The sequence below is a fragment of the Bordetella sp. H567 genome, assembly GCF_001704295.1.
Lineage (GTDB): Bacteria > Pseudomonadota > Gammaproteobacteria > Burkholderiales > Burkholderiaceae_B > Bordetella_C.
This window is the reverse complement of sequence record NZ_CP012334.1, coordinates 991,556-1,013,293: the sequence shown is the minus strand read 5'-3', so window position 1 is coordinate 1,013,293 and position 21,738 is coordinate 991,556. Positions and strand designations below refer to the sequence as shown.

General features: G+C 67.1%; 23 protein-coding genes. 8 read left to right on the top strand and 15 right to left on the bottom strand.

The genetic code is table 11. The features are described from left to right. The first annotated feature begins 15 nt into the window (after positions 1 to 15). Positions 16 to 1,347, top strand: coding sequence for a hypothetical protein (locus AKI39_RS04570; protein ID WP_066632927.1), 1,332 nt, complete (start codon positions 16 to 18; stop codon positions 1,345 to 1,347). A 30-nt stretch (positions 1,348 to 1,377) separates the two neighbouring features. After that, on the top strand, positions 1,378 to 2,493 hold the full coding sequence (locus tag AKI39_RS04565) for a hypothetical protein (RefSeq protein ID WP_066632925.1): 1,116 nt from the start codon (positions 1,378 to 1,380) through the stop codon (positions 2,491 to 2,493). A gap of 70 nt (positions 2,494 to 2,563) precedes the next feature. Here AKI39_RS04565 and AKI39_RS04560 read toward each other — a convergent pair whose 3' ends face one another. The 3 genes from AKI39_RS04560 to AKI39_RS25420 form a co-directional block, all read right to left on the bottom strand. Next, a complete protein-coding gene (locus AKI39_RS04560) occupies positions 2,564 to 3,505 on the bottom strand; it encodes a hypothetical protein (RefSeq protein ID WP_066632916.1) in 942 nt (313 codons plus the stop codon). 8 nt (positions 3,506 to 3,513) lie between these two features. After that, positions 3,514 to 3,963, bottom strand: coding sequence for a MaoC family dehydratase (locus AKI39_RS04555; protein ID WP_066632914.1), 450 nt, complete (start codon positions 3,961 to 3,963; stop codon positions 3,514 to 3,516). Between the two features lie 84 nt (positions 3,964 to 4,047). After that, positions 4,048 to 4,272 carry a hypothetical protein gene (locus AKI39_RS25420; protein WP_145925192.1) on the bottom strand — a complete coding sequence of 75 codons (225 nt, stop codon included), beginning with the start codon at positions 4,270 to 4,272 and terminating at the stop codon, positions 4,048 to 4,050. 1 nt (position 4,273) lies between these two features. Between AKI39_RS25420 and AKI39_RS04550 the strand changes: the two genes are divergently transcribed. Then, positions 4,274 to 5,086 carry an alpha/beta fold hydrolase gene (locus AKI39_RS04550; RefSeq protein ID WP_145925399.1) on the top strand — a complete coding sequence of 271 codons (813 nt, stop codon included), beginning with the start codon at positions 4,274 to 4,276 and terminating at the stop codon, positions 5,084 to 5,086. 87 nt (positions 5,087 to 5,173) lie between these two features. Here AKI39_RS04550 and AKI39_RS04545 read toward each other — a convergent pair whose 3' ends face one another. The 8 genes from AKI39_RS04545 to fba all read right to left on the bottom strand — a co-directional run bounded on the left by AKI39_RS04545 (position 5,174) and on the right by fba (position 12,400). Next, a complete protein-coding gene (locus tag AKI39_RS04545) occupies positions 5,174 to 6,196 on the bottom strand; it encodes an amino acid ABC transporter substrate-binding protein (RefSeq protein WP_066632908.1) in 1,023 nt (340 codons plus the stop codon). 211 nt (positions 6,197 to 6,407) lie between these two features. Further along, positions 6,408 to 7,445, bottom strand: a complete 1,038-nt coding sequence (locus AKI39_RS04540) for an L-threonylcarbamoyladenylate synthase (RefSeq protein WP_066632906.1) — start codon at positions 7,443 to 7,445, stop codon at positions 6,408 to 6,410. A gap of 20 nt (positions 7,446 to 7,465) precedes the next feature. Next, positions 7,466 to 8,647: a 5-(carboxyamino)imidazole ribonucleotide synthase gene (locus AKI39_RS04535; RefSeq protein WP_066632901.1), complete on the bottom strand. Its 1,182-nt coding sequence runs from the start codon at positions 8,645 to 8,647 to the stop codon at positions 7,466 to 7,468. Then, the gene (purE, locus tag AKI39_RS04530; protein ID WP_066632899.1) at positions 8,644 to 9,174 is read right to left on the bottom strand and encodes a 5-(carboxyamino)imidazole ribonucleotide mutase; all 531 of its coding nucleotides are present in this window, start codon (positions 9,172 to 9,174) and stop codon (positions 8,644 to 8,646) included. The genes AKI39_RS04535 and purE overlap by 4 nt, the downstream gene beginning before the upstream one ends. 126 nt (positions 9,175 to 9,300) lie before the next feature. Further along, positions 9,301 to 9,876 (bottom strand): disulfide bond formation protein B, encoded by a 576-nt coding sequence (locus AKI39_RS04525; RefSeq protein WP_066632896.1) that lies wholly within the window; start codon positions 9,874 to 9,876, stop codon positions 9,301 to 9,303. Positions 9,877 to 9,886: 10 nt separating this feature from the next. Further along, positions 9,887 to 10,039 (bottom strand): DUF5993 family protein, encoded by a 153-nt coding sequence (locus AKI39_RS25810; RefSeq protein ID WP_162493857.1) that lies wholly within the window; start codon positions 10,037 to 10,039, stop codon positions 9,887 to 9,889. 304 nt (positions 10,040 to 10,343) lie between these two features. Beyond that, positions 10,344 to 11,222 carry a phosphoribosylaminoimidazolesuccinocarboxamide synthase gene (locus tag AKI39_RS04520; protein ID WP_066632893.1) on the bottom strand — a complete coding sequence of 293 codons (879 nt, stop codon included), beginning with the start codon at positions 11,220 to 11,222 and terminating at the stop codon, positions 10,344 to 10,346. A gap of 113 nt (positions 11,223 to 11,335) precedes the next feature. Further along, positions 11,336 to 12,400 carry a class II fructose-bisphosphate aldolase gene (gene fba / locus AKI39_RS04515; protein ID WP_066632890.1) on the bottom strand — a complete coding sequence of 355 codons (1,065 nt, stop codon included), beginning with the start codon at positions 12,398 to 12,400 and terminating at the stop codon, positions 11,336 to 11,338. A gap of 259 nt (positions 12,401 to 12,659) precedes the next feature. Between fba and AKI39_RS04510 the strand changes: the two genes are divergently transcribed. After that, positions 12,660 to 12,989 (top strand): hypothetical protein, encoded by a 330-nt coding sequence (locus AKI39_RS04510; protein WP_066632888.1) that lies wholly within the window; start codon positions 12,660 to 12,662, stop codon positions 12,987 to 12,989. Positions 12,990 to 13,147: 158 nt separating this feature from the next. After that, positions 13,148 to 13,690 (top strand): hypothetical protein, encoded by a 543-nt coding sequence (locus AKI39_RS04505; RefSeq protein WP_066632886.1) that lies wholly within the window; start codon positions 13,148 to 13,150, stop codon positions 13,688 to 13,690. Positions 13,691 to 13,708: 18 nt separating this feature from the next. On the opposite strand, the gene AKI39_RS04500 is transcribed toward AKI39_RS04505, so the two are convergent. Then, positions 13,709 to 14,143 (bottom strand): hypothetical protein, encoded by a 435-nt coding sequence (locus AKI39_RS04500; protein ID WP_066632883.1) that lies wholly within the window; start codon positions 14,141 to 14,143, stop codon positions 13,709 to 13,711. A 222-nt stretch (positions 14,144 to 14,365) separates the two neighbouring features. Here AKI39_RS04500 and AKI39_RS04495 point away from each other — a divergent pair, with 222 nt between their 5' ends. From AKI39_RS04495 to AKI39_RS04485, 3 genes are read left to right on the top strand one after another with little or no spacing between them, the layout of a single operon-like run. Further along, positions 14,366 to 14,866, top strand: a complete 501-nt coding sequence (locus AKI39_RS04495; protein WP_066642189.1) for a YfiR family protein — start codon at positions 14,366 to 14,368, stop codon at positions 14,864 to 14,866. Next, positions 14,863 to 16,143 carry a diguanylate cyclase domain-containing protein gene (locus AKI39_RS04490; protein ID WP_145925191.1) on the top strand — a complete coding sequence of 427 codons (1,281 nt, stop codon included), beginning with the start codon at positions 14,863 to 14,865 and terminating at the stop codon, positions 16,141 to 16,143. The genes AKI39_RS04495 and AKI39_RS04490 overlap by 4 nt, the downstream gene beginning before the upstream one ends. 12 nt (positions 16,144 to 16,155) lie before the next feature. Next, entirely contained in the window at positions 16,156 to 16,686 is a 531-nt protein-coding gene (locus tag AKI39_RS04485) for an OmpA family protein (RefSeq protein WP_235610748.1), read from the top strand. 33 nt (positions 16,687 to 16,719) lie between these two features. Here AKI39_RS04485 and AKI39_RS04480 read toward each other — a convergent pair whose 3' ends face one another. The 3 genes from AKI39_RS04480 to phnL all read right to left on the bottom strand — a co-directional run bounded on the left by AKI39_RS04480 (position 16,720) and on the right by phnL (position 21,738). Next, positions 16,720 to 19,656, bottom strand: coding sequence for a hypothetical protein (locus tag AKI39_RS04480; RefSeq protein WP_066632881.1), 2,937 nt, complete (start codon positions 19,654 to 19,656; stop codon positions 16,720 to 16,722). Positions 19,657 to 19,818: 162 nt separating this feature from the next. After that, a complete protein-coding gene (locus AKI39_RS04475) occupies positions 19,819 to 21,021 on the bottom strand; it encodes an alpha-D-ribose 1-methylphosphonate 5-triphosphate diphosphatase (RefSeq protein ID WP_066632879.1) in 1,203 nt (400 codons plus the stop codon). A 3-nt stretch (positions 21,022 to 21,024) separates the two neighbouring features. Beyond that, a complete protein-coding gene (phnL, locus tag AKI39_RS04470) occupies positions 21,025 to 21,738 on the bottom strand; it encodes a phosphonate C-P lyase system protein PhnL (protein WP_066632876.1) in 714 nt (237 codons plus the stop codon).

Sequence of the window (21,738 nt, the reverse complement as noted above, 5' to 3'; positions counted from 1 at the left end):
CCAGTTGGAGGGATCATGCTGATTTCTTATATCGACGTCGATAAATTCGTCGCCACCCCCATAGCCACAAACCTTTCCAATCCCGAATTTCCCGCGTCGGACGGCCAGTATTACGCTGTGACGGTGCAGGTATACGATGACCAAGGCAACAAGGCAAAGGGACCCACTGACGTCTATCTCGGCGACGATCAGCAGAAGAACCGTGTGCAGTACTGGAGCGAAGACAAGGTAAACATCACGGCGACCGTTCTCGCGGGAACCGCAGTATCCACGGACAAAACCGGCCTTCTGATGATTTACGTCACGATCAATAATTTCTCGATGGATATCTATCCGGGATGCATCTTCAACCTGTTTGCCAGCCCCACCCCCGACCCGCTGGACGAAGGCATCAACCAAACCTTGACGTGCTGCTACTCCACGTTCCAGGAAGCCATGGCACACGCCGATCCGGACCTGGGGCCTATGGTGCTGCCCCAAACAGAAGACCAGGTCGTGATACCTCACTGGAACGACCAGCCGCAAAAATACTACTTCACATATACGATGAGCAGCCTGTCTCCCAGTGTGTCTCAGAACGCCACGATGCACATCATCATCAATGGCAAGCGGGTGGACAGATTGGATTACTCATATGGAAATCTGCTAAGCGGCGTGAAGCTTCCGTACCACTTGATGGAACAGGGTCCTGGGAGAAACAACTGCATCCTGTATTTTACCGACGAGGGTAACGGGAACGCGAAAGCCTCGATGCCCTGGGCATTCGCGGTCTCGGGGGTGCCGCTGCTCATGCCGAATCCCGACACAGAAGGATCGCTCGTCAAACCCTCGTGGTGGGGCGCCAAAAAGTACGGCGACCCTCCGCCCAATCAGCCCCTGACGCTGGCCGATCTGGCCGACTCGAACGACGTGGCCGGCTTCGATGTTGAGTTGAAGATCGATCCCGCGGCCAACATTGGCGACGTATATCGGATATATCTCTATCAGAATGGCTATAAAGACGATAAGCCGCACACCCTGCTGCTGGGCGACGGTGGTCCTATCCCAGGTGTACCGCAAGCGCCCAACGTGCTCACGTTCACCGTGGATACGATCCACTGGCCAGCAGGCAGCACGGTCACCATCGCCGCTCCCAAGGAATGGTCAGAGGGGTTCGCCTATAGGGATTCGGCCAACCCGGGCTACCTATGGGTCGATTACCAGGTGAATGGTCGCGAGCGGTCCGGCATCTATCCGAGCTTCACCCAGCCGATCCTGATCAATTTCGCCGCCACCGATACGACGAAGCAGGAAGTCGAAGGAAGAGTAAGCGACGACACAGGCAACGAGGCCGACGGCACCTCGTGAACCGCCTTCACGGCGCGATGGGAAACGACCATGGCCAAGATCATTTACTTCCGATCCGACAAGCAGCTGGCGGCGCCGCTGGACGGCCCGCCCGGTGTACAACTGGACCCGCACAACGAGCAGCAAAGGTTCAAGATCACACTAAAGGTCGTCGACGACGCGAACCGGCCGGCAGTCGTGCCGCTGGCCATCGGCAACGACCAACCGCCCGGTACCCTGCTGTATTTCGATTTGGATTTCCAGCCCATCCCGGTGGACGAGAACGCCTTCATCCACGTTCCCACGCTGAAGAATGGCGAACTTGTCATCTATGTGTGCTGCAAGTCCGAGATCCTGTGCAGCTTGCTGGCCCGGATAGACCTGCCGTCGCAAGATTATCGCGCCCTGAACCTGCTGTTTTACGCATTCGGCCTGCCCCCCGCCGACCTGCCCACACCCAACCTGCCGCGCTCCAATGGGCAGCTTGCCATTCCCAGCTGGAGCAGCCTTTCCTATGCCGTCACCGCCGACACGCCATTGGCTGCCGCCTATTACCGCATGGCCGCCTTCATATGCAACGACTACGCCCGGATCGGCGATCCCGATATGATCGCCAACGATTTCCAGGTGCCGTACATGGCGATGTTGACGCGGGGCCAAATGAATCGCCTGGCCTATGTCCTGCTCGCCGATAAGAACACCATATCGTCGCCGGTGGTCGGCTTCGTCGCGACCGGCCAGGGGCTGGTCATGCCGGATCCTGACAAAGGCGCGATGTATACGGCGCCCGAGTGGATAAACGGCCCTGTGACGCAGCTCAACACATACAGCTTCCCGACCGAACTGGTGCTCAACGTGACGCTGATCGACGACGTGCAGGAAGGCGATAGCTACGCGGTGCATCTCTATATCAATGGCTATGACAAGAGCGGTATATGCATGCCACCCGCACCCGTCCAGGTCTACACCGTCACTGCGCCCAAGGGCGCCAAGCCCGGCGACCAGGTGCCATGCCGGATTCCGAAAGAGAACCTGATCGGCTACCGCCGTCGCGGGCCGAACGACTGGGGGTATATGTGGGCGGACTGCCTGATCACGAGCGCGGCCTGGTCCTACTCGACGGCATGGACACGGCCTTGGGGCCCGATACGCGTCGACTTCTTCTGATGCCCTTCGGCGATATCGGATGACGGCGTCCGGGCCTTATCGATGCGGCGGCAAGATGATGGCAGGCGGTTCAGGGCTGGATGCCCGCGGGCAGCGCGCCGACGCCGCGCGCCAGGAAGCGCCAATAGCGCGGCCCGGAGCCTGTGTCGACCACGACGGCGCCCCCGACGTTCACCCGCGCCTGCCGCGGGCATGAGGAATCGCGGACCATCAGGACCGACGCATGGCCGCGCGGCGGCACGGTCAGCCAGTCGCGCGGGGCATAGCCGTGTTCCACCGGCACTCCGGAAATCGACAGGCGGGTACACAGGCCGACGAAGGTTTGCGGCGCGAGCAACGCGACGCGCGCGGAGGCCGATCCGCGGTTCTCCAAGCGCAACCAGACCGCCGCGCCATGCGTTGCGTCGCTGCGCTGCCCCAATACGGTGATCCGCACCGGCTGTTCCAGCGCCGCATCGCGTGGCCATTGCCGGTCGGCGCGCGCCTGGCCGGCCAGGACCTGGCGCGCGGTGTCGGCCACGAAAGCCGCGCGGCCGCGCCACTGGGCCAGGGCATCAGTCTTGCAGCCGCCGGCATTCGACACCACGCGCACGGCCTGCTCCGGCGTCATCAGCACCGGCGGCGTCTCGTCCTGCAGCTTTTCCAGCACCGCCTTGGCGGACAGCTTCAGGCGCTGGTTGGCGACCGCTTCCAGTTCCTTCAAGCGGCGAGCCTGGCGTTCGAGTTCTCCGTCGGGACATAGGATGTCCACCTTGTAAAGCATGTCCCAGGCCGTCACCGCCTGGCGCAAGGTGTAGTTTTCCGCCGGGGCGGGCCGGGATGCGGCCGCGCGTGGCGGCGCGCCCATGGCGGGCCCGGCGATACCCGACAGCAGGGCGGCGATAAGCGTCGCCGGTGCGAGCATGCGCGGAATCGCGCGGACGGGCGTGTAGCGCCTGGCCGGCCGGCCCGCCGGCCTGTCCGCCATGCTGGCCGCCCGCCGGACGCCCAGGCCGAACATGCGCGACATCATCCCGGCAATCAAGCGGACGGGCTCTCGCCCAGTTCGAACAGGCTGGTCGCGTCCAGCTCCAGCACCGCTTCGTCGTGCTGGTTGTGGACGATCCAGCCCCAGGTGACGATGCCCAGATCCTTGCGCGACGAAGACACCCGCACGCCATGCACGCGCGCCTCCAGCCGCAGCTTGTCGCCGGGGCGTACCGGCACGCGCCAGCGCACTTCGCCCAGGCCCGGCGAACCGAAGGATTCGGAATCGCGCAAGACCGCGTCCACCGCCATGCGCATCGCCATGGCGCACGTGTGCCAGCCGCTGGCGATCAGCCCGCCCCACCGGCCCTGCTGGGCGCGCTGGACGTCGGTGTGGAACCACTGCGGATCGTATTTGCGGGCGAATTCCAGGATCTCGGCCTCCGTGACGGTGACCGGACCGGCATGGATCACCATGCCCTGCTTGAAATCGGCGAACTTCATGGAACGGCTTCCCCTTGGCGGCCGCGCCGGCCCCTGCGCCCGGCCATGCGCCGTTCGGGCGCGTGGGCGTGGGAAGCGTCGCGGTCAGTAGGTCTCGAAATGCAGCCTGCCTTGGCGGCACAAGGCCTGGTGGAGGATAGACCAATCCCGGGCGGCTTGCACGGCCGCGCTGCGCCAGGCGGCCGGCACGCCGGTTACCATGCCGGAATCGAAACCGGTTGCCAGCCATGGGCATCGCGGGCCGAAGCGGCAGACGTATCGATCCCGCACGCAGCCTTCCCTGGAAGCCGCCGTTATCGGAGAGAACATGATGCCCCTGGATGACCGACAGGAACCGGCCTGGATTTCGCTGCGGGCCGCGGGCCGCGAAATGCGCCTGGAATACCAATGGATCACGCCGGGAAGCGGCGATGCGCCGCTCCTGGTCTTCCTTCACGAAGGGCTGGGATCGCTGTCGACGTGGCGGGACTGGCCCGCCCACGCCTGCGAGGCCGCCGGCTGCCGCGGCCTGCTCTATTCGCGGCCCGGATATGGCCGCTCCACGCCGCGGCCCACGCAAGAAAAATGGCCGGTCGAATACCTGCACGACCAGGCCCGCGATGTCCTGCCGGCGCTGCTGCAAGCGCTGGGCGTGGACGCGCACCGCGACCGGCCCGTTTTCTACGGGCACAGCGACGGCGGCTCGATCGCCCTGCTCTACGCGTCCCACCATCCCGACGCGGTCGCGGGCGTCATCGCCGCCGCGCCGCATGTCTTCGTCGAAGACATCACGGTGCGCAATATCGAAGCCGCGCGGCGGGCCTATCTGGAAGCGGACCTGCGCGACAAGCTGGCGCGCTACCACGATGACCCGGACTCGGCGTTCTGGGGATGGAACGACATCTGGCTGGACCCGGCCTTCCGCGCCTGGAATATCGAATCGGCCCTGTCCGACATACGCTGCCCCGTGCTGGCATTGCAAGGGACGGACGACAACTACGGCAGCCTGGCGCAGATCGAAAGTATCGCCCGGCGCGCTCCGCGCGCGACCATGCGGGTATTGCCCGATTGTGGACATTCGCCGCACCGCGACCAGCCGCAAACCGTCATCGAGGCGATCAAGGCGTTCGTGCCGAAGACTTAGCGACAAGGCGCATCGGGGCAGCAGCGCCGCGCTGGCCGCGCAACCCGGCGTGCTGGAACGCTATCCGGGCGTGCAAGGCGAGCCCGGTCAGCGTATCGGCCAGGGATACATCGCCCCACCCTGGTTCCACAACGCGTTGACACCCCGTTTGAGCCCCAGCTTGCTGCCGCTACCGACGTTGCGCTCGAAGATTTCCCCGTAGTTGCCAACCGCCTTGATGGCGTTATAGGCCCACTTCTCGTCCAGCCCCATGTTCTTGCCCGCGCCCGGCGTCACGCCCAGGATGCGCAGTACGTTGGGATTGGTGCTTTTGAGCATTTGGTCCACGTTCTTCTGCGTGATGCCGTATTCCTCCGCCTCCATCAGCGCGAACAAGGTCCACCGCACGATGCCCAACCAGTTTTCATCGCCTTGCCGCACCATCGGCCCCAGCGGCTCCTTGGACAGGCGTTCCGGCAGGATGTCATAGTCGTTGGGATTGGCCACCTGCGAGGCCCGCACCGCGGCCAGCTGGGATGCATCGTCGGTAAAGGCATCGCAACGGCCGGACTCGAAGGCGCGCACCACTTCGGTCACCTTGTCGATGACCACCGGGGTGAACTTGATGTTGTTGGCGCGGAACCAGTCGGACAGATTGAGCTCGGTGGTGGTACCCGGCTGCACGCAGACCGTCGATCCATCCAGCTCCTTGGCGCTCTTCACGTTCAGCGACTTGCGCACCAGGATGCCTTGTCCGTCGTAGAAGCTGGCCGCCACGGCCGCCAGCCCCAGCGAGGTGTCGCGCGTCTGCGTCAGCGTCACGGTGCGCAAAAGGACATCCACTTCGCCGGACTGCAGCGCCGTGAAGCGCTGCTGGGTGGACAAGGCCGTGCCCTTGAACTTGCCGGCATCGCCCAGCGCCGCCGCGGCGATGGCGCGGCAGATGTCCACGTCCATGCCGGCCCATTCGCCTTTGCTGTCGGTCGCGCTGAAGCCCGTTACGCCATCGCTCAAGCCGCACTGCACGTAGCCTTTCTTCTTGACCGCATCCAGGGTGGGACCGGCGATCGCGACGTGCGCGGCGCCCGCCAGCGCCAGGGCGCCGGCCGTCAGGGTAAGAAACTTCTTCATGGGTGTTCTCCTCGTGCGCGGCGCCGCCGGCCTTGTGGGCACATGGGCGCCGCATCGCCGGGCTAGCCGCCGGCCGGTCCTGCATATAGGCGGCGCAGCGTAAGCCGCGCCGGACCGCCGGGCAATTAGGTGGAACACTTAGCCGATAAGGTGGAGCACCGGGCCGCACGAGCGGCAACCCGGCCATGCCTGGCGGGCTTTCGCGCCGCCGTCAGAATTCAAAAGCGGCCGCGGCGCGACCGATGCGGTCGTTCACCGCCGCCCATTCCGGCGTGCGCGGCGGCGCTTCGACCAGGATGCGGCGATACCCCATGCCGTCCAGTTCGCGCAGCAGCGCGTACAACGCCTGCGCATACAGGGCCGGATCGGCGGCCACCGGCTGCCAGACCAGCCGCGGATCGAGTTCCAGCGGCCGCGGCGTATAGGCCACCGCGACCGTGCGGCCGTCTTCCGGCAGGCCGATACCCACGGCCGCCGCTTCCAGTTGTTCGCGCGTGGCCAGGGCCAGCGGCGTGCGCGGCGCGTAATGGGCGCGCAGCGTGCCGGACGCGCGCGGCGCGGCCGCATCCGGCAGCGCGGGCGACACGCCCAGCACCCGCGCGATATCCGCGGCGGATATATGGCCCGGGCGCAGCAGGACCGGCCCCAGGCCACGATCCACCCGCGACAGGTCCACGATGGTGGATTCGATGCCCACGGCGGCAGCCCCGCCCTGCAGCACCGGCATGCCCTGCGCGACTTCATCGGGGAATTCGGCGCGCACGTGTTCGGCGCGCGTCGGCGATACATGGCCGAAGCGGTTGGCCGACGGGCCGGCCACGCCGCCCTGGCCGTTGAGCTTCAGTGCCGCGAACGCGCGCAGCAGCCGCTGCGCCACAGGATGCGACGGGCAGCGCACGCCCACGCTGTCCTGGCCGCCGCTGACGGCGGGATCGATGTGCGGCGCCCGCTTCAGAATCAGGGTCAGCGGACCGGGCCAGAAGGCGTCGATCAGTGCGCGCGCCTGCGCGGGAATATCGGCGGCCCAGTACGACAGGTCCGCCTCGGGCGCGACGTGCACGATGACAGGGTGATTCGACGGCCGTCCCTTGGCGGCATAGATGCGCCCCACCGCCAGCGGGTTTTCGGCATCGGCGCCCAGCCCGTAGACCGTTTCGGTGGGAAAGGCCACCAGTTGGCCCTGGGCCAGCACGCGGGCGGCATGCGCGATCTGGGCATCGGTGGCTTCGTCTTCGAACGCTGGCGCCATGGCGGGATTTCCTGCGGGAGTCAGGGCGCGGCCATGCCCAGCGCGGCCGCCACGGCGGCGGCGTCGCGGCGCGCCTGCGACATGGTGGACGCGACGATGGTCACGTGGCCCATCTTGCGGCCGCGGCGCGCATCGCGCTTGCCGTACAGGTGCAGCTTGGCGCTGGGTACGGCCAGCGCCGCCGCCCAATCGGGCTCGCGCTGCCGATCCGTGCCCGGCTCGTACCAGATATCGCCCAGGATGTTCAGCATGACGGCGGGCGCCAGCAGGTCCGTGCTGCCCAGCGGCAGGCCGGCCATCGCGCGGGCTTGTTGTTCGAACTGGCTGGTGACACAGGCATCGATGGTGTAGTGGCCGCTGTTGTGCGGGCGCGGCGCGATTTCGTTGACCAGCAGCGACCCGTCGCGCAGCACGAAGAACTCGACGCACAACACGCCGTGATAGCCCAGGCCGGCGGCAATGCGCAGGGCGGCATCGCCGGCGGCGCGCTCGAGCGCCGCATCGGGGCCGGACAAGGCCGCACGGTCCACGGTGGACACCGCCAGGATGCCGTCGCGATGCACGTTGCGGGCCACGGGGAACATGACGGTCGCGCCATCGAAGCCGCGGGCGATCACCACCGAGATTTCGTGATCCAGCGGCATCAGGGCTTCGAGCACGCAGGGCACGCGGCCGAAGGCCTCGAAGGCCGCCAGCGCCTGTTCGCGCGTCTGCACCCGCGCCTGCCCCTTGCCGTCATAGCCCAGCCGCGCCACTTTCAGGATGCCGGGGAACAGCGTATCGGGCGCGGCGCGCAGGTCGTCGTCGCCGCGCACCGCCACGTGGGGCGCCACGGGTATCCCTTGCCCGGCAATGAAGGTTTTTTCCGCGATGCGGTCCTGTACGACGGCAACGGCATCGGCCGACGGACTGACACGGCAACGGGCCGCCAGGGCGCGCAGGCTGTCGGCCGGGACGTTCTCGAATTCGGTGGTGACGGCGCGGCAGGTGCGCGCCAGTTCGTCCAGGCCCGCCGTATCGTCATAGCCCGCGAGGATGTGGCGGTCCGCCACCATCGCCGCCGGGCCATCGGCCGCCGGATCCAGAACGGCCACCTTGTAGCCCAGGCTTTGCGCGGCATGGCAGAACATGCGGCCCAGCTGGCCGCCACCCATCAGGCCCAGCCAGCCGCCCGGCTCGACGATCATACCGTTGGTGCTCATTGCTGCGCCCCCGGAGGCGGCACATGCATATCCCGCGCCGCCTGCGTCTGGCGGGCCCGGAAGTCCGCCAGCTTCGCGTGCAGGGCGTCGTCCGTGGTGGCCAGGTTGGCGATCACGTGCAGGGCGGCGTTGGCGGCCCCGGCCTCGCCGATGGCGAAGGTGGCCACCGGCACGCCCTTGGGCATCTGGACGATGGAAAGCAGGGAGTCCTCGCCGCGCAGGTATTTGGAAGGCACCGGTACGCCGAACACGGGAACGTCGGTCAGCGCGGCCATCATGCCGGGCAGATGCGCCGCCCCGCCCGCGCCGGCGATGATGGCGCGCAACCCGCGGCCCCGCGCCGCGGCGCCGTATTCCGCCATATCCAGCGGCATGCGATGCGCGGAGATGACACGTGCTTCGCAGGGAACGCCGAAGTCATCCAGCATGGTGACGGCGTGCTTCATGACTTCCCAGTCGCTGGATGAGCCCATGATCACGCCGACCAGGGGCGTCGACGCGGGCGAGGAGGTGGATTTGGCTGTCATAACGAGGCGGCTGAACGGCGCGGCTAGGCGCGGCGGCTAGGGTGTAGCCCCGCGGCGCGGCACCGGACGGCGCGGCGCAACGGGGAAAGTCCTCGATTTTACCCGCCCTCGCGCCTTGTCCGGCCCTCAATCCCCCAGGAGGGGAACCAGCCATTGATAGGTGCTGGGATTATCCGGGCACGCCCCGAAACCGCATTCCAGCGTCGTGCTCGCGGCATTGGCCAGCACGACCAGGAAGAACAGCCACATGATGGCGCCGCCCACGATGCCGGCGCGGCGCGGCTGGCTGTTGTCGCTGGACCGCCGATCCAGGGCCAGCATCACGGCGCAATAGCCGATCAGGGCGAGGAAGGCGATCAGGGCCCATGTATAGAAATGCAGACCCAGCAGCGTGGAGCCATAGCCGGGATCGCCCGGGGCCTGGTGCAGCAACAGTTGCCGGGCCGACACGACGATACCGGCCAGCGCCGCGGCGATGACCATGGCGTAATGCGCGGGCGAGGCCCCGAAGCGCAGGTTCAGCAGCAGCCCCACGCCGGCCAGCACGAAAGCCACCCGCTGCAGAAGGCACAGCGGACAAGGCAATTCCTTGAAAACGATCTGCCACGCCAGGGCCAGGATCAGCGCGGCCACGATGGCCAGCAGGGCCACGGTATTCAGGAACGCGGACGCGGGATGGGAAGAACGGGACGCGAATTGCATGGGCGGCCTCTCAGAGCGCGAGGCGCAGGACGTCGGTCATGTGATAGCGCGCCCCGACCGCGAAGACGATCAGCGTCAGCACCCACAAGGTGACGCAGGCTTCGCGCCTGCCCCGCATCCCGAACCACACCGCCAGCATGCCGAGAACAAACGGCAGCATCATGATCATCTCAGTGCCCCTTCCCTTTCCCGCCTTCCGGGCACCCCGGAATCAAGCAGCCCCGGCTGGGGCTGCCGGTCGATCTGCCGACCGGCATGAGGGGCCCGTCACCCCCTCCGGGCGCGGCTGCGCGGCACTATATATGATCCTTGCCAGAAAGACGACTACACCGGAATCCCCCGCAACAGCGCGCCGGCCCGCATGCAACCGGTCTGGCCAGACCCGGGACGCCGAGGAGCCGGCTTTGCCGGTCCGCCAGCGTCGCCCCCTTGAGGGGGAAGCGCGCAGCGCTTCGGGGGTGGGATTATTACCGCAGGCGATCAAGGGCCTCGCGGTACTTTTCCGCGGTCTTGCGGATCACGTCGGCCGGCAGGCGCGGCGCGGGGGGCGTCTTGTCCCAGGGCTGGGTTTCCAGCCAGTCGCGCACGAACTGCTTGTCGAACGACGGCGGGCTGATGCCGACGCGGTAGCTGTCGGCCGGCCAGAACCGCGAGGAATCCGGCGTCAGCACTTCATCCATCAAGTGCAGGACGCCGTTGTCGTCCAGGCCGAATTCGAACTTGGTATCGGCGATGATGATGCCCTTGGTCGTCGCGAAGGCGGAGGCCTCGGCGTACAGCGCCAGCGTGACATCGCGGATGCGTTCGGCCATCGCCTGGCCGACCTCGCGCACCACGTGATCGAAATCGACGTTTTCGTCGTGGGTGCCGAACTCGGCCTTGGCCGCCGGCGTGAAGATGGGCTGCGGCAGTTTTTCCGCCTGGCGCAGGCCGGACGGCAGCGCGATACCGCATACCGCGCCGGTGGCCTGGTAATCCTTCCAGCCAGAGCCGATCAGGTAGCCGCGCGCCACCGCTTCGACCAGGATGGGCTTGAGCCGCTTGACGACCACCGCCCGGCCCTTTACCTGCTCCACTTCATCGGGCGCGACCACGTCCTCGGGTGCGATGCCGGTGGAATGGTTGGGAATGACGTGCCCCAGCCTGGACAGCCAGAACTCGGTCAGCGCGGTCAGCACCTCGCCCTTGCCGGGAATGGGATCGTCGAGGATGACGTCGAAAGCGGAAATACGATCCGTCGCGACGATGAGCAGCTTGTCGTCGCCGACAGCGTACATGTCGCGCACCTTGCCGCGCCCCAGCAGGGGCAGGGATCGGATACTGGATTGATGCAGGGCTGATGTCACGGGAGGCCTATGGCGGAAATAAACATTCCCGCGGGACGCTGGGTCCGGCGGGAATGTCCGATGGAACGAAATGCCGGCGGATGCGCGCAGTTTACTGCACCACCGGGCCGGCCTTACTGAACGACCTGGGCCAGCGCGCCGCCGGCGTATTGCCGTGCGATGTCCTGCAGCGGCACGACCTTGATCTTGCTGGCGTTGCCGGCCGTGCCGAATTCCGTGTAGCGCTGCACACAGATGGCCTTGGCGGCGGCGCGGGCCGGCTTCAGGTACTCGCGCGGGTCGAACTTGGACGGATTCTCGGCGAAGAAGCGGCGGATCGCGCCGGTCATGGCCAGGCGGATATCGGTATCGATGTTCACCTTGCGCACGCCGTACTTGATGGCTTCCTGGATTTCCTCGACCGGCACGCCGTAGGTTTCCTTCATATCGCCGCCGAATTCGCGGATTTCAGCCAGCAGTTCCTGGGGCACGCTGGAGCTTCCGTGCATCACCAGATGGGTATTCGGCAGGCGGCGATGGATTTCCTTGATGCGGGAAATCGACAGGATGTCGCCCGTGGGCTTGCGGGTGAACTTGTAGGCGCCGTGGCTGGTGCCGATGGCGATGGCCAGCGCGTCCAGCTGCGTCTTGCGCACGAAATCGGCGGCCTGCTCCGGATCGGTCAGCAGCTGTTCGCGCGTCATCGTGCCTTCGGCGCCGTGGCCGTCTTCCTTGTCGCCCTTCATGGTTTCGAGCGAGCCCAGGCAGCCCAGTTCGCCTTCCACCGTGACGCCCACCTTGTGGGCCATGTCGACCACCTTGCGGGTGACCTCGACGTTGTAGTCGTAGTCGGCGATCGTCTTGCCGTCTTCCTTCAGGGAGCCGTCCATCATGACGCTGGAAAAGCCCAGGTCGATCGCGCCCTGGCAGACCTTGGGCGACTGGCCGTGATCCTGGTGCATCACGACGGGGATGTGCGGATAGGACTCGACGGCCGCCTGGATCAGGTACTTCAGGAAGCCTTCGCCCGCATACTTGCGCGCGCCGGCCGAGGCCTGCATGATCACCGGGCTGTTGGTTTCGTCGGCGGCCTCCATGATGGCCTGGACCTGCTCCAGATTATTGACGTTGAACGCCGGGATCCCGTAGCCGTTCTCGGCGGCGTGATCGAGCAGCTGGCGCATGGAAACTAGGGCCATGGTGGTCCTCCTGATAGGCGATGGATTGAGTCATGTGAACTTCTGGAACCGGGCGATTTTAACGGGGCTGAAAGGAAAGGTCTTGGGACGGAGGAATTAGGCCGGCCGCTCGATTGTTTCCGGGCATTACGCCGATCCGGCGCCTGAACCATCGCCGGGCCGGCCTGTCCCAGGCCCTGGTAAGCTCGAAACGGGGTCCGGACGCCGCCCGGACCGACAGCCCCTGCCGGCCCCGCGCCGGCGCATCGACGAGGACAGTATGAGATTACGCGCCACATCCGCCTTCGTATCCGCCTTGATGTGGGCGGCCGCCGCCACGGCCACCGCCCAGACCCAGACCACCCAGGAAATGCAATTCCCCAGCCATGGCGGCAGCCTGTCGCCGCCGTCCACCTTGCGGATGACGGTCATCCCCCAGGGCCCGGCCGTACCGCCACCGCCGCCGGTGCGCGACACCCCGGAGAGCGTGCGCCTGTATACGCAATGCCGCAACGACGCGGACCGCGAGGCAACCTCGGCGGAAAAGATGCGTATCGCCGTCGGCCAGTGCCTGGACCAGCTGAACCAGCGCCGGGCGCAGGGCCAATAGCGCGCCTCCCCGGCGGCCGGCCACCCTGGGAAGCGGCGCGGCGCCCCCCCGGGCGGCGGCCGCCGTCCGCCCAGGGGGGCGTGGGGCACCCCGGGGCCGTCCATGCGGGGCCGATCCCGGGTACACTCCGGCGCGTTCGCCGGCCCTTTCCTTACGCCATGACGCAGAATTTCACATCCGCCCCACCGACCATCTTCCTGTATACGGAGGAAAAACGCGGCAATCAGTGGGTCGAATCCATCGTCGTCGGACAGCTCGGCGATTTCTCCGGCTCGGAGAAATACATCGTCGTCCAGGACCCGCACACACGCATCAACTTCGTGTATCGCATCGACGCCATGAGCGGCAACCTGGACGCGGTGTCCATGACCCACCTGACGGAGGCGGACTTCGCGGCGCGCAAGACGACGACCATCAACGGCGCCACCTTCAAGCTGGGGCCCGCCGAGGACGCCATCAGGCTCTTGCGCGGCAGGACGCAATGGATCCAGGACAAGGGTGCCATTCTGTCGGTCCTGCTGCAGGGCGCCGCGACGAAGAAAGTGGGATTCGTCACTACACGCATCCAGCGCGACCGGGTAACCCAGGTGAATCCCGGGATACCCGTCGAATACCTGAGGGAGCGCATGGCCGCGGATGCCGACGGGGCGGATGCCGACGGCGCGGATGCCGCCGAATCGCCCGATGGCACGGGCTCCTAGCGGGCCGCCTGACCGGGCTTAATCGTTCACGGTGCAGGAAACGGCCTCGCCGGCCTCGAATTCGACGTCGTACGTGTGCTGGTGGTCCCAGGGCACGTTGAACCACAACTCGAAATCCTCGCAGCTTTCGTCGAACAGCCACAGCGCCCGCAGCACCGCGGCCTGCGCCATGGCCTGCGGCGTGCCGTCGCGCGGCAGGCGCGCACGGTCGATGCCCATTTTTTCGCACTCTTCCGGCGAGTAGTGCTCCAGCAGGAGCTCGGCCGCATCCAGCACCTTGTCGTCGAGCGTGTCCAGCAAGCCCAGCAACGCCTTCTGGAACTCGCGTGACGGCATTTCGCCATCGGTCTGCACCATCACATGTATCGGCGGGCGACCCACCGAATACATGACCTTTTCTGCCGCCCAGAGCTCCGGCTCTTCGGGATCCTGGCTGAATTTGAGCTGCACCATCGCAAAATCTCCCACCGGAATTTAAAGGCCGGAGGCCATGGTAACGCGTGATGCCGTGCAATGGGATGCCCAGGCATCGCCGCAACGGACTGGCAAGTCGAACCTGACGGGGATTGACAAAAAATAACGAAACTAATCTACACTTCCACGGTTTCCCTGTCCTCATCCCTAGCCGCTCCCATGATAGGCCGCCGCGCATGGCGCTTCTGGTTGCCTGCGTTGATGGTTGCCACCCATGCGACCGCGGGCCCTATCCCCTCGCCCGACGACGCCGGTCCACGCGCCGCGATGGTTCGGCACGTGGTCATGGGCATCCTCAGCTACACGCGGTGGCCGGTACAGCCGGAGCCCGTGCGCCTGTGCATCACGGGCCAACCCGCCTATGCGTCCGGCCTGTTCGATGCGCCGGCGCGGCAGTCCGAACCGGCCGTGCAGCCCCGTCTCGTCGCAGCGGATGATCCCGCGCTGGCGCGGGACTGCGACGCGCTGTACCTGGGCGGTATGGATGACGAGCTGCAGCAACAGGTCCTGCGGCGCGTGGTCGGCCATCCGGTGGTCAGCATCGTCGAGGACGATGCCGAATGCGCCGTCGGCGGCATGTTTTGCCTGGACGTCCGGCCCGGCCAGGTCGGTTTCCAGATCAACCTAGATTCCGTGGCACGCAGCGGTGTTCACATACACCCGAGCGTGCTGCAGCTTTCGCGTCGCAGGCTATCTCCATGAAGAAGAACGCGCGCCCGGACTCCAACCGCCCCACCCTGCGCCAGGCGCTGCGCAGGCTGCACTTTGCCGTCACCCTGTTCGCCGTCGGCCTGGCCGGTGTCGTCATGACGGTGATGGGCGTGGTGGCGTTGCGAGCCTACACCGATCATCATCAGAAGCTGATCGCCCGCTCCATCGTCTATACCGTGCAAGCCGCCACGGTCTTCCACGACCGCCAGGCCGCGACGGAGACCCTGGCCGCGATCGCCGCCAAGGAGGACGTCGCGGCCGCCGTGGTGTTCGACGCCCACAACGAAATCCTGGCCGAATGGCATGACTCGAGCCAGGAGCGCTTCGCATGGGCGCGGCAGCGGGTGGCGCGGTTGATCAATCCGCCTCCGGTCTTCCTGCCCATCGTGCATCAGGGACAGACGGTGGGGCACCTGCGGCTGGTGGGACGCGGGGGCAATCTGTTCGACTTCCTGCTGAAAGGCCTGGCCGGCGTGGTGGCCTGCGTGCTGGTCAGCGGCCTGGTCGCCAACCGGCTTTCGCGGCGGACCTCGCGCGAGATCGTCCGGCCGCTGCGCACGCTGGCGGAGGTGGCCCATGCAGTGCGCAACGAGCGCGCTTTCGCGCGCCGCGTCCCGCCGGCGCGGATCCAGGAACTGCATGCGCTGGGCGAGGACTTCAACGCCCTGCTGGACGAGCTGGAAGCCTGGCAGACGCAGTGGCAGGACGAAAACGCGTCGCTGGCGCACAAGGCCGCGCACGACAGCCTGACCGGCCTGCCCAACCGCGCGCACTTCGAGGAAGCGCTGGACCGCGCCATCCACGATGCCGCCGTGCTGGACCGGCGCGTGGCGATCATGTTCCTGGACAGCGATCGCTTCAAGGAAATCAACGACGGCATGGGCCATGCGGCCGGCGACGCCGTGCTGATCAACATCGCCGCGCGCGTGCGGGGGCAGCTGCGCGAAGGCGACGTCGTGGCGCGCCTGGGGGGCGACGAGTTCGCCATCATGCTGTCGCCCTTGCGCGAACTCAGCGACGCGCAGCGCATCGCCGACGACATCCTGCTGGGCATGCGGGCGCCCATCCGCCTGCCCAATGGCGAAGACATCGTTTGTTCCCTGAGCATCGGCATCGCCGTTTTCCCGGACCATGCCGATAACGCAGGGGGCCTTTTCGATGCGGCCGACAGCGCGATGTACCACGCCAAACGCCGCGGCGGCGCCACCCAGTCGACGGCCGGCTTGCCCGGGCGGCCGGCGTTCCAGCCCTACACCGCATACAACTAGAGGAGTTCGTTCGTGTTTGCCATCCGTTCATCGCGCACTGCCCGCTTTCCCGCATGGCTCGGCGCCTGCCTGCGCTGGGCCCTGTCGCTGGCCTGCGCGGGCCTGCTGCTGGCCGGCTGCCAGACGGTGCAGAAGGGCCTGACCCCCGCGCAGATCGCCGTGCTCCAGGAGGAAGGCTTCAAGCAGACCGATGAAGGCTGGGAGCTGGGACTCTCCGACAAAGTACTGTTCGACTTCGATGCCTACGCCGTCAAGCCCGAAGCCCGGGAGAATATCCAGCGCCTTACCCGCAACCTGCTGCGCGTGGGCCTGGACCGCATGCGCCTGGACGGGCACACCGACAATGTGGGCGCGGCGGACTACAACCGGCAATTGTCGCTGCGGCGCGCCCAAGCCGTGGCCGACGTCGTGACCGGCGCGGGCGTGCCGGCCGCCAATGTCGCTGTCCGCGGCCTGGGCGCGACCCGGCCCGTGACCGACAACGGCACCACCGAAGGACGGGCGGAAAACCGCCGCGTCGCCATCGTCATCGCGGCCGAGTAAGAGAGGCCGACTCCACGTCGCGCATAGGCCGCGTCACGCGGCCGCCCACTGCTGGACGCGCAACGCCATTCGGGCGATGAATCCGGGCCGCGGCGGCCGTCCCTCGGTGTGCAAGGCCAGCCACTGATCTACTTGTGCCTCCCATGCGGACCCGGCATGCGCCGGCGTGGCCGGCTTCGGCATGGCGGGCACGGGCCGCATGGCGCCGGAAGCCGTGGCGCGCGACAGGCGCCGCCTGATGCGGCCTTCTATGTATGGCTCGATCCTGGTGTCGAGAAGGATGGCGCGATAAGCGGCGACCGTCCCCACGTATCCTTCCCGCGCCGCGGCGGGCAGCCCGGCAGCACCGGATATGTTCTTGGCGACCAGCAGGTGCGGCAAGGCATGCACGATCGCCGACAGGATTTTCGGATCCACCAACAAGGCATGGAATGCCGTCACGACTTGGGTGTGCCCGGCGGCCACGGCCTGGGCCACGCCCGCGGGCTCGCCCCATGGCCTGGCTTGCACCAGCCCTGGCAGGCTGCGGCCGATGAAGGGCAGGATCGCGTCATCGGCCAGCATCGCATGATAGGACACCACGGCTTGCGCATATCCCTTCTTCATGGCCATAGCCAGGCCTGGGGCTCCCCACTCGCCTTCCGCCCGCAGCGATTTGGGCAGCACATGCCGGATGAACGGCAGCAAGACGGGATCGGCGACGAGGTCATGGTATGCGTCGATGGCGGGCGCATAGCCCTTGTCCAGTGCGCTGTACAAGGCCGTGACCCGGCCCAGGGGGTCCTTGCCGGTGACCAGGGCGGGAAGGCTGTCCTTCAGGCATTCCAAAATGGCAGGACGCGCGAGTATGCGGTGGTATGCGCCGATGGCGCCGGCTTGCCCCTTGTCCATCGCCCACCATAAGGCGGATTGATGATATGCGCGGGCGCCGGCACGCCCGGTCGAGCGCTGGATACCGAACAGCTTCGGCATATCCTCCCGGATTTCCGGGAAGATGGCCGGATCGAGCAGCAAGCCGCCGTAGGCCAGGATGGCGGCCGCGCTACCGCCGTCCATGGCGTAGACCAGCGGGCTTCCGCGCGGCAGCGACCGGCCGAAACGCGTGCTGGTGCCGGCCAGCAGGCCAGGCAGCCGGCGGCGGATCTTCGGCAGGATCGCAGGGTCGGCCAGCAAGGCGTGATATGCGCCGACAGCCCTCGCCCGGTCGCGATGCATGGCCGCGGTCAGGGCGGCAACGCCGCCTTTGCGATCGGCGATCAACAGGTCTGGCAATAGCGCGCCGATACTGGGCAGTACCGCCGGCGAGCACACCAGGCGATGCCATGCGCCGATGCCGGCCGCGTTGTCCGCCACCATGGCGTCGTACAGCATGGGCGTATCGTCCTTGCCGCACAGCAAGCGATAAAGCAGATGGCCTTTTCGTTGCACGGGCGCGGCACCGGCCCAGCCTTGCTCGGCGAGCAGGCGCACGGCATCGATGGCGGCCACATTGCGCTGCGCCATCCAGCGCTGCAAGCGCGTTGCGCCGCCAGTCAGGCTGACTTCGCCCAGCAATGCATACATGTCGGGGTACCAGTTGGACGCCAGCACGAAGCCCACGTTGCCCATGTGCATCACGCCGTCGATCAGCGCGGCCCGCTCGCCATGCGGGAAATGGTCGCGGAAATAGCCGATGTGGCGATTCAGATAGCGGCATGCCTCGTCGTCGCCCAGGCGCGCCAGCAGGAGCAGCACGGTATCGGCATCGACCAGGCATTCCGCCGGCGTATCGCGTAGCGCCTGCGGATCGTCGGCGCGGATGGCGGCCCGCACCTCGATGGGCGACATCTCCGCGGTGCCCGGGCCGCGCGCTTCCCTCCACCTGTGTAAATCCGCCATCGTCAGCAGATCCGGACTCTTCCAGTGTGCCGTTGCCGTCTCCGCCCGCGAGGACTGCCAGGCCAGCCTGCCATAGGCCAGCGCCACGGCGCGTTGGCCGCGCTCGTCACGCCATTCCGCACGTTGGACCGGGATGTCGTCCATCAGTCCTTCGGCGTGGATGGCGTCGAGCAGCGCGACGGCGATCAGCGTGGCATCGGTCCGCAGCCTGTAGCGTTCGGCGAACTCGTCCAGTTGTACGAAGGCGTGCAGGGTCAAGCGCTCGGCGCCCAGGCGCAGGTCCAGCAGAATATTGTCCAGCGCGGCATCGAACCACGCCGGCATGCCCTGACCATACTCGACGCCGTGCTGCTCCGGCGGCGCGGCGTTCCTGAAGGCGGACAGGCATTGTTCGGCGAGCAGGCCGGCCAGGTTGTCGGGCGTAATCGCGTTCAGCACTTTGGTGCGGCATGCATCGACGAACGCCGGCTCCTGCACGCGCAGGGCCGGCGCCCCCGGATCGGTGACCGGCTCCAGGCCGATCTCGTCGGCCAGCGCGTTCCAGACGCCATTGACGTAGTGGATTTCATAGTCGGTGTAGCTCGTGCGTTGCCCGAATTTCTCCTGGACGGCTTCCTGCAGTACACCGCGCGTGCAGTCTTCCTTCATCTTCCAGAACCGGGCCTTGATGCCCCCCGCCGACATCAGCAGGCCGCGCTCCGTCGCGATCAGGTTGGACAGCGTGCCGCCTTCGCATACACCCAGGCTGGCGGACAGGTTCACCGCCGCGGACTTCCTGATGTGCAGCGGGATCGTGCCATCGCGCAGCAACGCGCATATATTCTCCAGGGTGCGCTTTCCGGGCCCGTCGATCAGCTCGGCGTAGCCTTCCCGGCACGTGGCATTGAAGCGCTTGCGAAACAGGCCGTTGAAGCCCTCGGTGATCTTCCGCGCCTGGTCCATCGACTCGCCTTGCGCCGCGAATTCGCTCAGGGTGTCCAGCAGGACGCGCATTTCCTCGCGGTACTGCTCGAAGAACGGGCCGGCACAGAACTCCCTGTGCGAACCGTGCAGTTCGCGGGAATAACTGATGCCCGCGCCGGTGCCCGGCATGGTCTGCGTACCAGGCGCCGCGGCATCCTCTTGCCGATAAGGTAGGAAAAACTCAGGTCGAAAACCGGCTGCGCCGGTCGCGCACGCGTACATGGGCATCTCCCGCAAAACGCCTTATGTGGCGTTTATGCGGGATCGTTCCGGACGTATCGTCCGCTATGCCTAGGCCAGCACCTCGGCGCCTTGGGCCTGTTGCGGGGCGGGCGATTCGAGTGGCGCGGGATACCCCACGGAGAAAACCAGCCGCCCGGCGCTCCAGGTATGGCTGACCAGCGGCTGCCCGCCTATGGTGGCCACGGCCGTCAGGTCGGCGCGCAAGCCCGGCTGGATGCGGCCGCGGTCGTCCAGGCCCGCGGCCTTGGCGGGATTCGCCGAGACCAGGGCCACGGCCTGGGACAGCGGCAGCGACGCCTGGCGCGCCGCGACGAAAGCCGCGGCGATCAGCGTGGAAGGCTGGTAGTCCGAACACAGGCAGCTCGCGACACCCGCGCGGATGGCGTCGATGGCGCGCATCGAGCCGCTCTGGCTTTGGCCGCGCAGCACATTGGGCGCCCCCAGGATGGTGGGCAGGCCGCACGAGACAGCCGCCTTGGCAGTATCCAGGGTGATGGGAAACTCGCTCATGGCCACGCCCAGCGCCCGCATCGCCGCGATGCGGTGGACGGAATCGTCGTCGTGGCTGGCGGTGGGGATGCCGTGGCGGCGCGCCCGTTCCAGCAGGTGCTCGACCCGTCCCACCGCGCCCTCCTGCGCCTGCGCCTTCGCGCGCGCGGCTTCCTCCGCCTGTTCGCGGCTCATCCCGTGATTGCCCATCATGTATTCCAGATAGGCATCCAGCGTCTTGAATTGCCCCTGCCCCGGCGAATGGTCCATGACCGACAGCAGGTCGACCATGCCCTCGTCCATCAGGGCGGTCAGCACAGGCACCGCGAGCTCGTCGGTGACCTCGTAGCGGCAATGCACCCGGTTGTCCACCAGGCTGTGGGCCTTGAAGGCGTGCACCATGCGGATAACCTGCGCCGCGGTGTCGTTGTTGCGTACGCCCCATTCGCGATTGGCGAAGGACACCGCGTGGTACGGCGTGGTGATGCCGGCCGCGGCATTGCGGCGGTCCACCTGCGCCACCGCGAACTCCAGCGGGAACAGCACGCGGGCGCGCGGCTCCGCTTCCTTCTCGATGGCGTCGCAATGCAGGTCGATCAGGCCCGGCATCAGCGTGTGGCCGCGCAGCGAGACGACGTGGTCGGCCCGGGCGTTCACCGGATCCACCGCGGCGATGCGGTCGTCCTCGATCAGCAGCGAAGCGTTGTCCAGGACCTCGTCGGGCAGCACGATGCGGGCATGGGTCAGCAGTGTGGTGGGCATGGATTACTCCTGCAGGGCCGCGGCGGTCGGTTCCAGGGCGAGGACGCGCGTGGCCACGGCGTCGCGCACCGCATCGTCATGGAAAATACCGATCACGCAGCGGCCCTCGGCCACCGCATCGCGGATCAGCGCCACCACCACCTCGCGGTTGCCCGCGTCCAGCGAGGCCGTCGGTTCGTCCAGCAGCAGCAACGGATGCCCGCCGATGAAGCCGCGCGCGATGTTTACCCGCTGCTGCTCGCCGCCGGAGAACGTGGCGGGCGGCAGGTCCCACAGGCGCCGGGGCAGCCGCAGGCGTTCCAGCAGCGCGGCGGCGCGCTCGCGCGCCTGCGCCACGGCAACACCGCGCTGGCGCAGCGGATCCGCCACCACATCCAGCGTCGAGACGCGCGGAATGGCGCGCAGAAACTGGCTGACATAACCGATCACGTCGCGCCGCAGCCGCAGGATGTGCTGCTCGGGCGCGCGCGTCAGCTCCACCCAGCCCTCGCCGTCGCGCACGCGGATGCTGCCCGACGTGGCCAGGTAATTGCCGTACAGACAGCGCAGCAGCGTGCTCTTGCCGGTGCCGGACGGCCCGGACAGCACCAGGCATTCGCCGCGCGCCGCGTCGAACGAGACGTCGCGCAGCACGGGCAGCGTGATGCCGCCCTGGTTATGCAGCGTGAAGAGCTTGGACAGCCCCCGCGCCTCCATCATGATGTGTCGTTCAGTCAT

What these genes read in the sequence shown, in the direction of transcription:
- AKI39_RS04570 (WP_066632927.1), top strand. Translation starts at nt 16, where the DNA reads ATGCTGATTTCTTATATCGACGTCGATAAATTCGTCGCCACCCCCATA.
- AKI39_RS04565 (WP_066632925.1), top strand. Translation starts at nt 1,378, where the DNA reads ATGGCCAAGATCATTTACTTCCGATCCGACAAGCAGCTGGCGGCGCCG.
- AKI39_RS04560 (WP_066632916.1), bottom strand. Translation starts at nt 3,505, where the DNA reads ATGATGTCGCGCATGTTCGGCCTGGGCGTCCGGCGGGCGGCCAGCATG.
- AKI39_RS04555 (WP_066632914.1), bottom strand. Translation starts at nt 3,963, where the DNA reads ATGAAGTTCGCCGATTTCAAGCAGGGCATGGTGATCCATGCCGGTCCG.
- AKI39_RS25420 (WP_145925192.1), bottom strand. Translation starts at nt 4,272, where the DNA reads ATGTTCTCTCCGATAACGGCGGCTTCCAGGGAAGGCTGCGTGCGGGAT.
- AKI39_RS04550 (WP_145925399.1), top strand. Translation starts at nt 4,274, where the DNA reads ATGCCCCTGGATGACCGACAGGAACCGGCCTGGATTTCGCTGCGGGCC.
- AKI39_RS04545 (WP_066632908.1), bottom strand. Translation starts at nt 6,196, where the DNA reads ATGAAGAAGTTTCTTACCCTGACGGCCGGCGCCCTGGCGCTGGCGGGC.
- AKI39_RS04540 (WP_066632906.1), bottom strand. Translation starts at nt 7,445, where the DNA reads ATGGCGCCAGCGTTCGAAGACGAAGCCACCGATGCCCAGATCGCGCAT.
- AKI39_RS04535 (WP_066632901.1), bottom strand. Translation starts at nt 8,647, where the DNA reads ATGAGCACCAACGGTATGATCGTCGAGCCGGGCGGCTGGCTGGGCCTG.
- purE (WP_066632899.1), bottom strand. Translation starts at nt 9,174, where the DNA reads ATGACAGCCAAATCCACCTCCTCGCCCGCGTCGACGCCCCTGGTCGGC.
- AKI39_RS04525 (WP_066632896.1), bottom strand. Translation starts at nt 9,876, where the DNA reads ATGCAATTCGCGTCCCGTTCTTCCCATCCCGCGTCCGCGTTCCTGAAT.
- AKI39_RS25810 (WP_162493857.1), bottom strand. Translation starts at nt 10,039, where the DNA reads ATGATGCTGCCGTTTGTTCTCGGCATGCTGGCGGTGTGGTTCGGGATG.
- fba (WP_066632890.1), bottom strand. Translation starts at nt 12,400, where the DNA reads ATGGCCCTAGTTTCCATGCGCCAGCTGCTCGATCACGCCGCCGAGAAC.
- AKI39_RS04510 (WP_066632888.1), top strand. Translation starts at nt 12,660, where the DNA reads ATGAGATTACGCGCCACATCCGCCTTCGTATCCGCCTTGATGTGGGCG.
- AKI39_RS04505 (WP_066632886.1), top strand. Translation starts at nt 13,148, where the DNA reads ATGACGCAGAATTTCACATCCGCCCCACCGACCATCTTCCTGTATACG.
- AKI39_RS04500 (WP_066632883.1), bottom strand. Translation starts at nt 14,143, where the DNA reads ATGGTGCAGCTCAAATTCAGCCAGGATCCCGAAGAGCCGGAGCTCTGG.
- AKI39_RS04495 (WP_066642189.1), top strand. Translation starts at nt 14,366, where the DNA reads ATGGTTGCCACCCATGCGACCGCGGGCCCTATCCCCTCGCCCGACGAC.
- AKI39_RS04490 (WP_145925191.1), top strand. Translation starts at nt 14,863, where the DNA reads ATGAAGAAGAACGCGCGCCCGGACTCCAACCGCCCCACCCTGCGCCAG.
- AKI39_RS04480 (WP_066632881.1), bottom strand. Translation starts at nt 19,656, where the DNA reads ATGCCGGGCACCGGCGCGGGCATCAGTTATTCCCGCGAACTGCACGGT.
- AKI39_RS04475 (WP_066632879.1), bottom strand. Translation starts at nt 21,021, where the DNA reads ATGCCCACCACACTGCTGACCCATGCCCGCATCGTGCTGCCCGACGAG.
- phnL (WP_066632876.1), bottom strand. Translation starts at nt 21,738, where the DNA reads ATGACTGAACGACACATCATGATGGAGGCGCGGGGGCTGTCCAAGCTC.